Consider the following 15961-nt stretch of genomic DNA (forward strand, 5'->3'; position numbering starts at 1 on the left):
GTTTTTAGAGATTTTAGTATTTATTAATTCCTTATTACGAGTCATCTTATGAATAATAAAAATACGCTCAACCGCCGTCATTTTTTGACAGGCTCCTCTGCCTTAGTAGGGGCATCCATGTTATCTGGCCTGCCAACGATGGCAAATAGTGCGCTTGCGGGCTCGCAAAACAAGGCGGTTATTAACAGCGATAGACCCGATCATCAAGTGCCTATCTTGTCGGGTGATGAGTTCGATCTGTATATCAGCAAAAAGCCCGTTATCGTTAATGGAAAATCCAGTATAGCGACGCTGATTAATGACTCACTACCTGCGCCAACGCTGAAGATGCAAGAGGGCGATACGGTCATCATTCGCGTGCACAATCAGATGAATGAGCCGACCTCTATTCATTGGCATGGTCTGCTCGTGCCATTCGAGATGGACGGCGTGCCGGGGGTTAGTTTCGATGGCATCCCTGCCAACAGTACCTTTACTTATAAATTTAAACTTAAGCAATCAGGGACTTACTGGTATCACTCGCATACAGGCTTTCAGGAGCAAACGGGTATGCGCGGCGCGATCGTCATCGAGCCAAAAGCCGCTGAGCGTTATCCGGTGGCAGAGGATCATGTGATTTTGCTCAGTGATTGGACGCACCGTGATCCTACTACTCTGCTGAAACTACTCAAGCAGCGCGCTGACTTTGATAACTATCATCTACCAGACTTTAAAAAACTATTATCTGATATCGCTGCCACCGATGTAGAGGCGGCCTTTGATAAGCGCAAGATGTGGAATCAGATGCGTATGATGCCGACTGATTTTAGTGATTTATCGGGTGAGAAAACCTTTACTTATCTGATTAACGGTAAAACCACTGCCGCTAATTGGGCGCAGCTGGTCAAAGCAGGGCAGCCGGTCAAGCTGCGTTTTATCAATGCTTCTGCGCAGACGATATTTGATGTGCGTATTCCGGGTCTTAAGATAAAAGTCGTCGGTGCTGACGGTAATGATGTTGCGCCTGTCGAGGTCGATGACTTTCGCATTGGCGTCGCTGAGACTTATGATGTCATCGTCACGCCAACTAAGGACGCGCATACTATCTTTGCGCAAAACATCGATCGCACCGATTATGTGACCGCAACTTTAGCCACTAAAAAAGGCGCTCGCGCTGCCACGCCTCAGATGGATGGTATCGAGTGGCTCACCATGGCCGATATGATGGGGGCGATGGGCGACAAGGGTTATGACGCACACCATGCCAAGACCGAGTATGACTTTAAGACCGATATGCGCGTCGATAGTCCGCGGATGAATCTCAATGATCCTGGGATTAATCTGCGTAACATCGACAGAGAGGTGCTGACGTATAGCCAGCTGCGTTCTGTTGGCAATGAGATCATGAGCGAGCAGCGCACACCCACGCGTGAGATTGAGATTCATCTAACAGGCAACATGGAGCGCTATATCTGGGCGCTCGATGGCATCATGTTTAAGGATGCGCCGCCTGTCAATATTAGGCCGGGTGAGCGCGTGCGCATTACTTTAGTCAATGACACCATGATGAGTCACCCAATGCATCTGCACGGTATGTGGAGTGATTTGCGCGCGCCTAGTGGTGACTTTCAAGTCCGTAAACATACTATCTTGGTGCATCCTGCGCAAAAGGTGAGTTTTGATGTGACGGGCGAGGCGGGACGCTGGGCTTGGCATTGCCATCTGCTCTATCACATGGAAGCAGGTATGTTTAGAGAAGTTGCTGTTGTATAGAAATGGTGGAATTTAATTTATCTGAAGAATATACAGGTAAGAGTCATGGCGTGAGGCTGATAAAAATTTTCTTGCGTGCTGTGCCTACGCAGACAGAGGCTGCAAAAATTTCTAGCAGCCTCACTGTATTTTTTCAAAATAAATAGACTATATGAGGCTCATTATGAAAACCATTAAAAAAAGTCTGCCATTCATCGGCGTGTCATCATTCGCATTGCTAGCGTCACCCTTAGTAGCAGCCGAAATGAACATGTCAGATATGGAGCACAGCAGCATGCACATGTCGAATATGAACCATAGCGGTATGGATATGACAGATGATATGGCGGATATGGATCATGGCGATATGGATATGTCTGGTATGCAAGGCGGTGAGCCGCCAGCTGATGCGCGTAGTCCTGATTATTCAAACGGCATGGGCTATGGCGAGTATGGTAAGCCGGTGATGATGGGTAGCCTGCCGACTTGGGGCATATCGGTAGATGATTTGGGCTATCAGTTTGAAGAGGACGCTGTCAACTTTGAGCTCGAAGGTTGGTATGGTGACGATAGTCATCGGGTAAGGTTGCGTACTGAAGGCCACGCTGCGACCAAAGACGATAAAGCCATCGATAGTCTAAGCTCGCTGGCTTATTGGCAGCCGCTCAGTATATTTTGGAATGGCGAAGTTGGCGCCGCTTATAATACCGAAAACGACAAATCAGCACTGATGGCTGGTATTACCGGCACGGCGCCTTACTTTATTGAGACTGATGCTAGAGCCTATGTTTATACCGACGGTCAAGTCCAGCTTGATCTTGGTGCAGAGTATGAATGGCGCTTAGACCAGCATTGGGTGGTGATACCTGAAGCTGAGTTAACGGTATTTAGCAAGGATGATACTGACAATAACATTACCAAAGGCTTTAATGAGTTAGAAACTGAAGTTCGGCTCACTTATGAGATGCTCAGTCGTCAGCTGTCCCCTTATGTGGGCTTTAGCTATGAGACAGCGTTAGGAGATGCGAGAGACTTACGTCGCCAAAACAACGAAGATGTTGACACGAGTAGCATCACCGCAGGGGTGGAGCTTTGGTTCTAAATGTCTAATTATTTAGAGTGCTAAGACTAAGGTTAGTATGAACCTTGATACTATTACTAACGTGATACCGACTAAACAAGCACCTTTTAGCAAAAGCTTTTTTGTTAAATTCTTATTTAGCTAAATTTAATAAGTATATTAATAGTTTTATTAAATAACTATAGATCAATTTTAAATTGGCTTAACAATATAAATATAAAAAAAGGAATAATCACATGAATAGTGATATGAACAATAAACAAAAAATGAATCCTTACGTCAAATTTGGTCTGATGATTCTGACCTCGACTATCGTCATGTACATCATGATGTACTTTAATACTTATCAATGGGATCACGTTTATTTTAGTGAAACGCGTGCCTATATGGCGCTATATATGGGCGCAATGATGGCAGTCATTATGCTTGCCTTTATGGGTAATATGTACAAAAAGACCAAGGTGAATCTTATGATTTATGGTCTTAGTGTCGTGCTATTTGCCTTTGGTCTTTGGGGCGTGCGCTCACAGCAAACCGTCGATCAAGTCGACTGGATGCAAGCGATGATTCCTCACCATTCTATTGCTATTTTGACCAGTGAGCGCGCCGATATCGATGACCCGCGCGTGCGCCAGCTTGCCGATGACATCATCAAAGCGCAAAAGCGCGAAATCGGTGAGATGCAGCAGCTGATAAAAGAGCTAGAGTAGTCGAGCAAAGGCAGCAGGTTTGACCGCTGATGTGTCCATATTCGTACTGACTACAACGTTTGCACACTGAGCTATCGGTGAGGATAAAGTAAAGGGAGTATTGAGCATGAAAACAGCAACCGTCTACCGTATGGTAAAAGCCGATCACGTTTGCCCCTTTGGGCTAAAGGCGCTCGATTTGTTACAGCGTAAAGGCTATGAGATTGAGGACAAACCTTTAACCAATGATGCTGAGACGCAAGCGGTCAAAGAGAAATTCAATGTCACTACCACCCCGCAAATACTTATTAATGGCGAGCGCGTAGGTGGCTATGATGACCTGCAAGCCTACTTTGGTAAAAAGGTTGCTCAAAAGGAGGGCTTTAGCTACACGCCAGTGATTGCCATATTTGCCACCACCGCGCTGGCCAGCCTTTCGCTGACTTGGGGCGTGAGCGGTACGCTATTGACGATACAAACGCTTATCTGGTTTATCGCCTTATCGATGATTGTGCTTGCCATTCAAAAGCTACAAGATTTAGAAAGCTTTACCAATCAGTTTTTGGGCTATGATTTATTGGCACGCAAAGTCGTGCGCTATGCGTATGTTTATCCCTTCGCCGAGGCTTTTGTCGGTATTGCCATGCTAGCAGGTGTGGCATGGCTGAGTATCATAGCGGCTGTCGTTGCGATAGTTATCGGTGGTATCAATGGCGTCTCGGTGTTCAAAGCAGTCTATATAGACAAGCGTGAGCTTAAGTGTGCTTGCGTGGGCGGTAACTCAAATGTACCGCTTGGCTTTGTGTCTTTGACCGAAAACATCATGATGGTCGCTATGGGGATTTATATGCTGGTTAGGTTTTTATAATCGTGTTTATCAACCAGCGCCTTATATTCACATCCTTCTAGGGCGTGGATATAAGGCGTCAGTCATTGTCGTACAATATTGCGAATACCTTGATACCCAACTGCATTGAGATCATAATTATTCCATGAAAACGCTCAAGCTACGCATCAAAGACAAACACGCCACTCAGCTCAATATCTTGGCTGGAGCGGTTAATTTTGTCTGGAATTACGTCAATGAGCTCAGTTTTAAACATTTACAGCGCACTGGCAAATTCTTTTCAGCTTATGACTTGGCCGCTTATACCAAAGGTAGTGGCGAGTATTTAAATCTGCACAGCCAAACCTTGCAAGCGATTAGTGAGGTTCACGCTAAATCCCGTAAACAGTTTAAAAAAGCCAAACTCAGCTGGCGCACCAATAACCCAAAGGCCAAGAGAAGAAGCTTGGGCTGGATTCCCTTTAAAAAGACCGCGATTAAGCATATCAGTACGCGCCAAAGCGGTAAAAAGTCTCTAAAAAGCACCCTGCAATTTAGCTTAGCTAACCGTCAAAAGCTCACAATAGACCTATGGGATAGCTATAACCTCTCGCTCTACAACATCAACACTTGCGAATTGGTACAAGACAATCGTGGTCACTGGTATGCCTGTGTCACCGTTAAAGAATTTCCAAAGACTAAGTGTGGCACTGGCCAAGTTGGTATTGATCTAGGCTGTAAGGATTCAGCGGTCAGTAGTGATGGTGATCAGTTACAAATCAAAGTCACCCATCAATACGCCGAAAAACTGGCCATCGCCCAACGTGCTAAAAACAAAAAGCGAGTTAAGGCGATACACGCCAAGATTAAAAATACCCGCCAGGATTTAATTCATAAATTCACATCAAAGCTTATCAAAGCCAACAACTTAATCGTTGTTGGTAAAATAAAATCAACATCATTCACTTCCTCCAAACTGGCCAAATCCGTCTATGACGCGGGTTGGTTTGAGGTTAAGCGGCAACTGGACTACAAATGCGCGAACGCAGGTTGCCACTATATCGAAGTCAATGAAGCGTACACCACCCAAACCTGCTCGTGTTGCGGCTCTCGCCAAGACAGTCCGAAAGGTAGATCAGGTCTTGGTATAAGAGTATGGTTTTGTCGTTCTTGTAAAACGACCCATAGCAGAGATGTTAATGGAGCAAAAAACATTCTCGCGGTCGGGCTTGGCCGTCTTTAGTAGGAATCCCTGTTCCTTTAGGGCGGAGAGGAAGTCAAACGACAGCTTATGCTTATATACCGATAGGCACTTAGCCAAGCACTTGGATATAAGCGCCCGCGCGTAGCTCTTGGAGCCAGTCTTCTTTTGCTTGCGGCGCTAGGCGTTGATACAGGGCTTGACGTGCCATATTGCGGCGATATTCGTCGCTGACGTCATGCTGACGCTTGCCTTCGACTTGCAGGATATGCCAGCCAAATTGCGTTTTAAAAGGAGCAGAGTAGTCGCCCACGGTGGTGTTTTTCATCATGGCTTCAAATGGGCCTATCATATCGCCTTCACTAATCCAGTCCAAATCGCCACCACGTCCGGCAGAGCCTGGATCATCTGAGTAGGTCGAGGCCAAGCTTGCAAAGTCAGCGCCACTGCGTAGCTGCTCGTATAAGTCATTGATTTTTTGTTCGGCGAGGGCGTCTGTCTGTAGCTCATCGACTTTGACGAGGATATGACGAGTATGCCACTGCGGTACTAGCATGGTATCACTGGCTTTTTTGTCAGCCAGTTTAATGATGTCGATACCCTCTGGTGTGATAAGCGGTGCACTGACGGCGCCCACATCGAGTTTGGTAATCTCGCTAGATAGCTCTGTCGGTAGAGATGCTGCTCTATGAAAGCCCATGTCGCCACCTTGAAGCGGGATGGGGTAGCTGCCTTGACTGGCGGCGATGGCCTCTGTGACATCGACATTTGGCGTAAGCAGGCGCGTACGTAGGGCTTGAGCGACTTTTAGCGCTTCTTCGCGCTGCGCCTCGGATAGGCGGCTATAGTCGTCCATATAAGGCACGCGCACATGAATGGTTTGGTATTCACTTTGGTTTAGACGTTTGGCTTCAGGTGAGGCCAAAAACGCATCAATGTCTTGCTCACTAATGCGTACGCGGCTACTGATTTGGCGCTGCTGCAATGCCTGAATAGCGGCGTCTTCGATCAGTTGCGCGCGCAGAGCAGCATAGCTACCAGCTTGGGCAGCATCTAGACGCTGCTGTAGTGCTGATACACTACTCAGACCTTCCGCCTGTGCGATTTGGCCAAGACGTTGATTGATAGCGGCTTCATCAGGGTTTAGACCGATACGCTGGACCATGGATAATTGCAACTCACGCAAGATAAGGGCGTTTAGTACTTCAGACTGTAGCTGTGCTGAGTTGGCTATCGGTTCGCCCGCGGCTTGGGCGCGTGCCTGAGTTTGCTGGATGGCCTCAACCAATTCGCTTTTTAAGATAGCGTTTTCATTGACCAAAGCGATGATGCCGTCGGTACTGTTTGCTGGTGTTAAACGACTGGTGCTGGTTGGATCAGCAGCTTGGGCGCTCGCAGGCTTGACGGTTGCCGCTTGAGCACCCAAAGTGAGCGCAAGGCTGGCACCCATAGATAGCAGTACCGCGCGGCTGGTCTGACGTACAGAAAAAAATCTCATGATGCTCCTCATCAATGTCATCGCATCGGATGGTAGTCGGTTAACTCTACCCAATACACTTAATAATCAAATAATAGACAGGGTTGTCCCTAAAAGCCTAAAAATACAGGGTTATAAATATCGGTACCATTGCCCCACAGTATCATTGCTGCGTCACATAGTACCTATCATGTCTTAGTCTTTCCAAGCGTTTTGTACAGGCTCAAAACCTAAGATTTTATCAGAGAGCAGGCGGGTCAAACGGCTGCTACCACTGCCCAAACCATTTAGTCTAATCTCAGCCATCACCGCTTGGGTTGGCTCGTCCTTTACATTGAGGTCATTATAGTAACGACGACCATAAACTGCAAAACCAAAACAGCAGTCTTCGTAATCGACACCGACTAAAGAGTCGAGCATTTTATCACGGTTATAATCGTATTGACCCTGTGCCAATACTCGCCAATTATTGTTGATAGGAAAAATGGCGGAGGCGGTAAAGGCAGACAATGGCAGCTGATCGGTGTTTTCGTCACGCTGACGCTTGACAAACCCGACGTTAAACAAACTATTGTCCGATGGCTGATAACGCAGCTCAGTGGTCACATAATTTAGGTCATAGTCATTGGTCAAAGCGCCGCTGACATCGACCCAAAAGTTGTTATAAGGCTGCGTACTGGTATTCCACACCATTCCTGAAGACGAATAGGTAAAGACTGGCTGCTCATTCTCTAAGGTTACGCGTCCATTGTCGATATAAAACTGCTCTGCAATGCTACCATCAAAACGTGTCACACCCGTTGCATCGATGTAACGATAATTTATACCCGGTGTGATGGCGTGCAAATCTTGCAGACGATCGTGACCTAAAAACCAACTGTCAGAAAATAGCTGTTCATAGTTGATAGAGGCGATACGGGTGTTGAAGTTTGGGATATCGTTTTGATCTTTGTATGGCGAGTAAGTGTACTTTAAGCGCGGGCTGAGCAAACGGTAACCGCCCATGGTCTCATCAAACGCGCCAAATGGTGAGCCTGCTTGATAGAAGTTCAGTCCAGCGTCGATACTGGCCTGCGGTACAAAGACTGACTGGCTCCCATCTTCTTTACTCAGCTGATTGTCTGCCAAGCTGTCTTCGTCATAAGACGTATACAGGTGCTGGAGGCTGAGCTTGGGTTTGACATAGCCCCATGAGCTTTCGATAGGGTAGACGGCGCTGATTTTATTATAAAGACGTGTGCCGCTTTTTTCGTTTTCTGAGCCATCATCGATGGATTTTTTGAAATAAGCGGAGTCATGGACGCCAGTTATATCAAAATTATTAGCGGTGGGCAGGCGATAGTTTACGCTTAGCTGCGGTAAGCGTGAATACGGTTTTTCCTTATCTTGCAACGCCTCGCCATCACCATTGAACGCATCGAGCGTCTGAAAAGTCTCAACTTTTAGCTCGCCGCTGACATAGTCGTTATAGTAGTTTAGGCGCGCCCGTCTTGGTAAGTTTACCGTACTATCAGATAAGCCAAGCGTATCAAAATCATCGAGATAATCTGAGTCTGACACGTAGCTGTATTTGGCATCGCCGCTCAACCGCGGAATGCTCTTAGAAGACCATGCATGATCATAAAAAAAGCTACTGCGATCTTCATCACCATACTCTCGGTCGCTTGGCAAATAAGAGCCATTAAAGATACCTTCGCCGTAGTTTTCGGTCAAATAACGAAACTCACCTGATAGCATAGGGTTGCGATCGGTATAGATGTGCGTGTTGAGCGTGGCATCATAGTTGGGCGCTAAGTTAAAATAATAAGGCACATCAACTTCTAAGCCGTTTTCACTACTGACACTGGCGCTGGGTAACAAAAACCCGCTGCTACGCCGACTGTCGATCGGAAAGTTAAAATAAGGCAAGTAAAATACGGGCACATCGGCGACACGAAAAGTCGTGTTATATGCCTCGCCGCGACCGGTGTCGGTATCTAAATCGATGCTTTTGGCGTCAAATTGCCATTTGCGATTGGTCGGTGGGCAGGTGCTAAACATCACCTCATCGAGCTCATACTGCGTCTCATTGGGTCTGTTTAGCTGCTTGGCATAGCCGTGAGCCTGTAACTCGACACTGGCGAACGCCACGTCTTTGGCAGTGGACTGGCCTGTTTCGGTGTTGTAATTGAGGCTATCTGCCACCCCGATGAGGCCGCCTTGCGTCGCTTTGTCTGTCAAATTGACTTGGGTTTGGTTTGCCTTGCGCTGCGCTGATCGCCTGCCAGTTGCCTTGTCCGTAAACATGACTTTGCCTTGCGCTGCCGCCACACCGCTGCCTAAATCCAGCAATACTTTGTCAGCTTCGATATGCTGGGTGCCTTGGTTGATAATGACATTGCCTGATAGCTCAGCATAGTCGACGTTGTCATAATAGCCGTAGTCTGACTCTGAAAATAGCGGCGCTTGCTGGTTTGGTACCTCACTGACATTCGGCGCGGTTTGTCCATTGATGCCGCCTGCTTCATTGACTGCCCGCTGATAATTGGGGTTGCGTTTAGGATAGACCCATTGACCCTCACAGCGCTGGGCACTATCGATTGCTCTAGGCAGCAGCTCTAGATTGCGGCCAACCTTTGGAATGGTTTGTGCACTCGGCATGAGCGCCTCTGGTAGCGCGTTTGTCTCATCGTCTGGCAGACTCATGCTGCTATTGGTGTTTGGTGTCGCTGTTTCAGTCTCAGGTGTAAGCTCATAAAAATCAGCCAACCGTTTGAGGCTGTCTTGAATACTCTCGTCGCTGTTAGGGATATCAGTGTTGTTATTATTATCGTTGTAGGTATCAGCGCCAGCGTTGTTATGGACACTGTTACTGGTATCAACCTCAGGATTGGCATGGTGAGCCATAGTGGCTGTGGTATCGATATCTAGAGTGCTGACCGCTTGCTCAGGCGTTTGCATGGAGGTATTGTCGGTATTAATGGTGCCGGTAGGCTCATCAAAAAATGTAACGCCGCCATACTGCGCATCGAGCGTGTCGGGTATCGCAGGGGCTGGCACAAATGCTGGCGGCAAGGCAGAGCCTGAGACGCTACTGTCGTCATTGCTATTGCCGTCGTTATTGAACGCTGTTGCCCCCAGTGACGGGCTTGGCGTACTGTCGCTATCGCTCGATGTATGGGCATTTTTTGCACGGGTATTGTTTACAGTCGGATTTTTTGCGCTGGGCGTAAGAGCGCTTTGAGGATAACGGATATCTTGGTCAAAAGCATGGTGGGTGTCCTTTGCCGCGCGACTGGCAGACTGATTCGCTGCCAGATAAGCAGGACGGTGCGCGCTATCCGCAGACAGTGGCTTGGTCGTTTGTGTCTGTGGTTCTGCCTCGCTGAGTGCGGCATTGACCGCAAGGCTCGATAAACCTAACGCGCCAAATAAGATCAAACGAATGCTTTGGTAGAGCGAAGAATATAGCAAGGGCACACCTATGATTGCAGAGCCGGTTAGATTGCGATACGTAATTGAGTGGCCGTATCTTTTAGGTACTGTCATACATCAGCGCTGACAGATTCACCTTATTATGCTAAATGATGTCAACAGTCAGGCGGTTTTACATATAATGACGACTAATCATAGTCAAAAAAAACCAAATCAGCTACACTATTTACCAAAAATTATAAGATGAGCACAGGCTGCTGCATTTATGCTCAGCAGTAGCCATCGTGCCAAACGCGCGCTTATCTACCGATAAGAGCGATGATGACCAAGATAGGCGTCACTATTTTAGCAAGGTTTTGCCAGACTTATCACTACTTTAGTTGTTGACCACCGACATTTACTTTTTTATAACCGATAATACGATTTTAGAGAGCCCTATGACCCAGCCGCTACCCAACAGCCGCCAACAGCAATTGCACGACTGGCTACAAGCAGTCTTTACAGAGCAGGCCTTTGATTTACAGAGTCTGCCAGGGGATGCCAGCGCGCGTCAGTATCATCGCCTGCAGCTGACAACAGCGCCCCAATCGCAAGCGGCACGTTATATTGTCATGGATTCGGCTGATGAACAAGACGCCATGCGTCAGTTTATCAATGTCGCCAAATTGATGGCACCTGTGATCAATGTGCCAACGCTGATTGCGCAGGATGTGGCCAAAGGCTTTTTGGTGTTACAAGACTTTGGTACGGTAGAGTTTGCTCATTTACTAGTTAAAGCCACGCCCGAGCAAGTCGATCGCCATTATCAGCTGGCCATGCAGACGTTGGTCGCATTACAAACACTCTCTGTTGAACAAGCAAAATCTGAGCATCAGCTGCCTGATTATGACAGTGCACTGCTAGACCGAGAGATGGATTTGTTTAGTGAATGGTTTATGCCATATATCGGCGTGGCAGTTGATCCAAAGCTGTGGCGGGCGCTAAAAGCGGTATTGATACAAGAGATTTTGCAGCAGCCAGCAGTCGTCGTCCATCGTGATTATCACAGCCGCAACTTGATGCAAGATCAAGCCGATCACTCACGCTTGGGGGTGATTGATTTTCAAGATGCGGTGATTGGCGCTTATACTTATGATTTGGTATCGCTGCTGCGTGATGCTTATGTGGAGTGGTCTGAGCCGCAGATATCTGCATGGACGCGTGATTTTTGGCAATTACAAAAGCAAGCAGGCTTGAGCACAGCTGCCGATATCGCGCAGTTTGAAAACGATATGAATGTTATGGGTGTCCAGCGCCATCTAAAGGTACTGGGAATCTTTGTGCGCCTATCGCAGCGTGATGGCAAAGACCGCTATTTGGCCGATATTCCGAAAGTGATGCGCGATTTTATGGTTGAGCTAGAATGGTTGGAGGCGCATGGTAGCCTGCAGATGCAGCAAGCGGTGGCACCTTTCAATGACTATCTAAGAGAGCACATATTGCCAGCGTATCAGCGTCAGTTTGTGCAGCAATATATTTAGGCCATTTTTAACCGGTTTAGATAACTACCGAGTGAATTGAAGGCACACCCTAGGCAGTATTTAGCAGTATTTAAAAAGCAATAACAAAAACAAAAACACGGAGCGCACATGTCTGAGACCAACCAAGCAACGATTACCCAAGCAATGATTTTGGCAGCTGGCAAGGGTACGCGTCTGCGGCCGCTGACCTTAGAGACTCCCAAACCTTTGGTAGAGGTGGGTGGTCAGCCGCTGATTGTCTGGCATATCAAGGCACTACGAGCGGCTGGTATTACCGACATCACTATTAATGCCTCATGGCTCGCCGATACCCTGATAGAGAGGTTGGGTGACGGGACGCAATATGGCGTGACTCTGCATTGGTCGGTCGAGAGCGATGAACCACTGGAGACGGCAGGTGGGATATTTCAGGCGCTGCAGGCAGCCAAGCTACGAGATGAGCCGTTTATTTTAGTCAACTCGGATGTGTGGACGACTTATGATTTTTCGCAATTGATTGATTATAAGCTGGGGGCGGACCAGCGCGCGCATCTATTGCTGATTGACAATCCAGAGCACAATAGTGGCGGGGATTTTGCCATTAACAATGGTCTTGCCAGCGAGCAGCCGATTGATAATGCAGATAAATATACCTTTGCTGGTATCAGCGTGATGTCGCCAAGACTGGTCGATGGGTTGGCCTCAGGTCAGCCAGCGGCACTGGCGCCGCTGCTCAAGCAGGCGATGATGAAGTTTCAAATCACCGCCGAGGTGATAGCAGATAACTGGATAGACGTTGGCACACCTGAACGTTTGGCGCAAGTCAATGAGTTTATCGATGATAAAGGAGCCGCCAGTCATCAAGGCGCTTAGTGCTCACTGTCTATAGGACAATAAAAAAGCAGCGACCATTTGTGGCGCTGCTTTTTGGTTTGCAAGGCACGATAAGCCATAAAGGGTGAGTTACCCAACGCTAGGCGGCCATGAGCTAGACACCCATAGCCAGCTTAATCAATTGGGCAATGGTAAAAATCACCAAAAAACCCGCGATATATAGACCAATAAACCATGCCCATTGTGACTGCTTTTTACTGAGCTTTTTCATATTCGTCTCCTATCTTTTTATAGATACGCCATACGGGCGGGCGTAGTGACCGCCACCTTTTGCGGTGGCCTGTCACTTTTTAGCTGTCATTTCTCTGATGCTACTTGTTGCTCATACTGCTTATGCTGACTTAGCACATATACTATGCTTAGTACATATGCTCATGATCTGTCTTGCCCTTAAAAGTATAGTAGGCAAAAGCGGTATAACTTAAGATAATCGGTAGCATGATAGCGGCCCCAATCAGCATAAAGGATAGCGAGGTGTCCGCTGCTGCTGCTTCATAAATCGTCATTTCATACGGGACGATATAAGGGAAAACGGCAAAACAGACCCCGATATAACCCATCAAAAATAACGCCACCGTCAAGAGAAATGGGCGATATTCACGCTCCGTCTTTAGGTCTTTACGCATCAAAAAGGCCAAGAGCAGCACGATAATCGGCATGGGTGCCAAATATAGCAAGCCTGGGAAGCTAAACCAGCCCTCAAGCGCCTTGATATCAGAAAAATACATAAAGCCTGTGACGACGACCATTGCGATGATCAGTGCCAATAGCATCCAGCCTGAAACCTTGCGTGCCCATACTTGTAAAGTATGCTCGGTTTTGATAATGAGCCACGTAGAGCCAAGGAGCGCATAGCCGATAATCATGGCAATACCGCAAATGATAGAAAAAGGTGTGAACCAATCAAAAGGCCCGCCTGTATAGAGACGATTGCTTGCCTCAATCCCTTGTATCAACGCGCCCAACATCAGCCCTTGGCAAAAAGTCGCCACCACGGAGCCAATAAAGAAAAAACTGTCCCATACGTGACGACGTGAGGAGGCTTTAAAACGAAACTCAAACGCCACGCCGCGCATGATCAGGCCAAATAGCATAAAGATGACCGGCAGATACAATCCTGTCATGATAATGCCATAAGCGACTGGGAAAGCTGCGAATAAACCGCCACCGCCCAGTACCAGCCACGTCTCATTGCCATCCCAAAAAGGCGCGATAGAGTTCATCATGCGGCTACGGTTTTTGTCTGAGCCTGCAAAAGGAAATAAAATCCCGCAGCCCAAGTCAAAACCATCAAGCAACACATAAATAAAGACAGATAAGGCAATCAAGCCGCCCCAGATCAAAGGTAAGTCTAATACATCACCGTAGTTAAACATTAGCGTAACCCTCCATCATCGACATCATCAGCAGGTGTATCGATATTTTCTTTTGTACTTTGATCAGGACTGCTATCACCGCTTAGTGTCCGTCCTTGACTCTCTGTGACTGAGTGCTCATAGAAGTTGTCCTCAGCGGGATCTTCAAACGGTTTTGGCCCCTGAGCGATCAGTCGCAAGATATAAAAACTCCCTGCGCCAAAGACAAACACATAAAGCACAATAAAACCAATCAGTGTCGTGGCGACTTGCTGAGCGGCGAGGGGTGACATACTCTCGGCCGTACGTATCACGCCATATACCGTCCATGGTTGACGTCCTGTTTCGGTAACAAACCAACCAGCCAACAGTGCGATAAAACCAAGCGGCGTCATCATCATCCACGCACGGTGAAACCAGACACTTTGGGGGTCATACTGTTGTTTTTTAAAGTACTTATATAGACTAAATAAGCCGACCAGCACCATAAGCATACCAATACCGACCATAATACGAAACGCCCAAAATACAATAGCCACAGGGGGCTGATCTTCAGGTGCCCAGTTTTTGAGACCCTTAACCTCACCATCAAACGAATGGGTGAGAATCAAGCCTGAAACATAAGGGATGGCTACCTCGTACTTATTGGTTTGGTTTTCTTGATCAGGCAACGCAAACAAGCGCAGCGCCGCGCCGCGCTCATCTTCCCAGATACCTTCCATAGCAGCGATTTTGGCTGGCTGATGCTCTAAGGTGTTAAGACCGTGCTCATCACCAATCAACACCTGTGCTGGCGCGACAAATATCGCCATAATCATCGCCATACCTAACATGACACGGCCATGCTGACGGTGCTCTTTGTGCTTTTTAGATTGCAGATAGTAAGCACCGATACCGCCAACGACAAAGGCGGTGGTCAAAAACGCCGCCGTCATCATATGGGCATAACGGTAAGGAAAGGAGGGGTTAAAGATAATCTCAAACCAGTTGGTAGGATATAAGATGCCATCCGCGCCCAGCATAAAGCCCTGCGGCGTCTGCATAAAGCTGTTGGCAGACAAAATCCAAAATCCTGAAATTAGCGTACCGATGGCAACGATGGCTGTCGAAGCAAAGTGCATCCGCTTACTCACGCGGCCCCAGCCAAACAGCATAATCCCCAAAAAGGACGCCTCTAAGAAAAACGCGGTCAATACCTCATAGGCAAGTAGAGGACCTAAAACGTTACCGGCTTTGTCCGAAAACACCGCCCAGTTGGTACCGAACTGGTAGGACATCACCACGCCCGAGACCACCCCCATACCAAAGACCACGGCAAATATTTTGACCCAATGCTTATAGACTTCAGCATAAATAGGCTCGCCGGTCTTTAACCAACGGAACTCAAGCACCGTCAGCCAGCTGGCCAGACCAATAGAAAAGGCGGGAAAAACAATATGAAATGAGATAACAAAAGCGAATTGGATACGCGCAAGCATCAGCGCATCGAGCTGGTCAATCATAAACGTAGCGAACATAAACGGTTACCCTTATCTGTTAGCTGAATAGCGCAGGCTTCCCTCAAACGCTCAAATAACAGTCTGCATACTGTCTTTATTTATATATAGGCAATAGGCAGATTGTGTTTCAGTATGGATTAGCGCGCGACCTAAATGATACATGGTGGCTAAGCTAACGACTGTTTAGCTGAATTAAGTAATTTATATCCTTATAAATTAATACATGACTGTTATGTGCTGTCAATATATTATGCGCCTCCCTCGGTACACACGCAAGCGATGTAGCACCCTAACG

Annotated in this window: 11 protein-coding genes; 7 read left to right on the forward strand and 4 right to left on the reverse strand. The window is 47.5% G+C overall.

The features are described from left to right. Window positions 1-48 precede the first annotated feature (48 nt). From AADH33_RS03935 to AADH33_RS03955, 5 genes are all read left to right on the forward strand, one after another. Window positions 49-1752, forward strand: a complete 1704-nt coding sequence (locus AADH33_RS03935; protein ID WP_348549625.1) for a copper resistance system multicopper oxidase — start codon at window positions 49-51, stop codon at window positions 1750-1752. Between the two features lie 163 nt (window positions 1753-1915). Next, window positions 1916-2833, forward strand: a complete 918-nt coding sequence (locus AADH33_RS03940; protein ID WP_348549626.1) for a copper resistance protein B — start codon at window positions 1916-1918, stop codon at window positions 2831-2833. A 215-nt stretch (window positions 2834-3048) separates the two neighbouring features. Beyond that, window positions 3049-3522, forward strand: coding sequence for a DUF305 domain-containing protein (locus AADH33_RS03945; RefSeq protein WP_348549627.1), 474 nt, complete (start codon window positions 3049-3051; stop codon window positions 3520-3522). A 106-nt stretch (window positions 3523-3628) separates the two neighbouring features. After that, window positions 3629-4369, forward strand: a complete 741-nt coding sequence (locus AADH33_RS03950; protein WP_348549628.1) for a MauE/DoxX family redox-associated membrane protein — start codon at window positions 3629-3631, stop codon at window positions 4367-4369. A gap of 124 nt (window positions 4370-4493) precedes the next feature. After that, window positions 4494-5570, forward strand: a complete 1077-nt coding sequence (locus AADH33_RS03955; protein WP_348549629.1) for an RNA-guided endonuclease InsQ/TnpB family protein — start codon at window positions 4494-4496, stop codon at window positions 5568-5570. 70 nt (window positions 5571-5640) lie between these two features. On the opposite strand, the gene AADH33_RS03960 is transcribed toward AADH33_RS03955, so the two are convergent. Both AADH33_RS03960 and lptD read right to left on the reverse strand, forming a co-directional pair. Continuing rightward, window positions 5641-7026: a peptidylprolyl isomerase gene (locus AADH33_RS03960; protein ID WP_348549630.1), complete on the reverse strand. Its 1386-nt coding sequence runs from the start codon at window positions 7024-7026 to the stop codon at window positions 5641-5643. A 174-nt stretch (window positions 7027-7200) separates the two neighbouring features. Beyond that, window positions 7201-10458 carry an LPS-assembly protein LptD gene (gene lptD, locus AADH33_RS03965; RefSeq protein ID WP_348549631.1) on the reverse strand — a complete coding sequence of 1086 codons (3258 nt, stop codon included), beginning with the start codon at window positions 10456-10458 and terminating at the stop codon, window positions 7201-7203. 398 nt (window positions 10459-10856) lie between these two features. On the opposite strand from lptD, the gene AADH33_RS03970 reads away from it, so the two are divergent. Both AADH33_RS03970 and murU read left to right on the forward strand, forming a co-directional pair. Continuing rightward, window positions 10857-11939: an aminoglycoside phosphotransferase family protein gene (locus AADH33_RS03970; protein ID WP_348549632.1), complete on the forward strand. Its 1083-nt coding sequence runs from the start codon at window positions 10857-10859 to the stop codon at window positions 11937-11939. 108 nt (window positions 11940-12047) lie between these two features. Then, window positions 12048-12791 (forward strand): N-acetylmuramate alpha-1-phosphate uridylyltransferase MurU, encoded by a 744-nt coding sequence (murU, locus tag AADH33_RS03975; protein ID WP_348549633.1) that lies wholly within the window; start codon window positions 12048-12050, stop codon window positions 12789-12791. Window positions 12792-13171: 380 nt separating this feature from the next. Here murU and cydB read toward each other — a convergent pair whose 3' ends face one another. Both cydB and AADH33_RS03985 read right to left on the reverse strand, forming a co-directional pair. Beyond that, entirely contained in the window at window positions 13172-14188 is a 1017-nt protein-coding gene (gene cydB / locus AADH33_RS03980; RefSeq protein ID WP_075100684.1) for a cytochrome d ubiquinol oxidase subunit II, read from the reverse strand. Beyond that, a complete protein-coding gene (locus tag AADH33_RS03985; protein WP_198411628.1) occupies window positions 14188-15669 on the reverse strand; it encodes a cytochrome ubiquinol oxidase subunit I in 1482 nt (493 codons plus the stop codon). Before AADH33_RS03985 ends, cydB begins: the two co-directional genes overlap by 1 nt. Window positions 15670-15961 lie beyond the last annotated feature (292 nt).

The sequence above is a fragment of the Psychrobacter sp. KFRI-CH2-11 genome (assembly GCF_038239325.1).
Classification (GTDB): Bacteria; Pseudomonadota; Gammaproteobacteria; order Pseudomonadales; family Moraxellaceae; genus Psychrobacter; species Psychrobacter celer.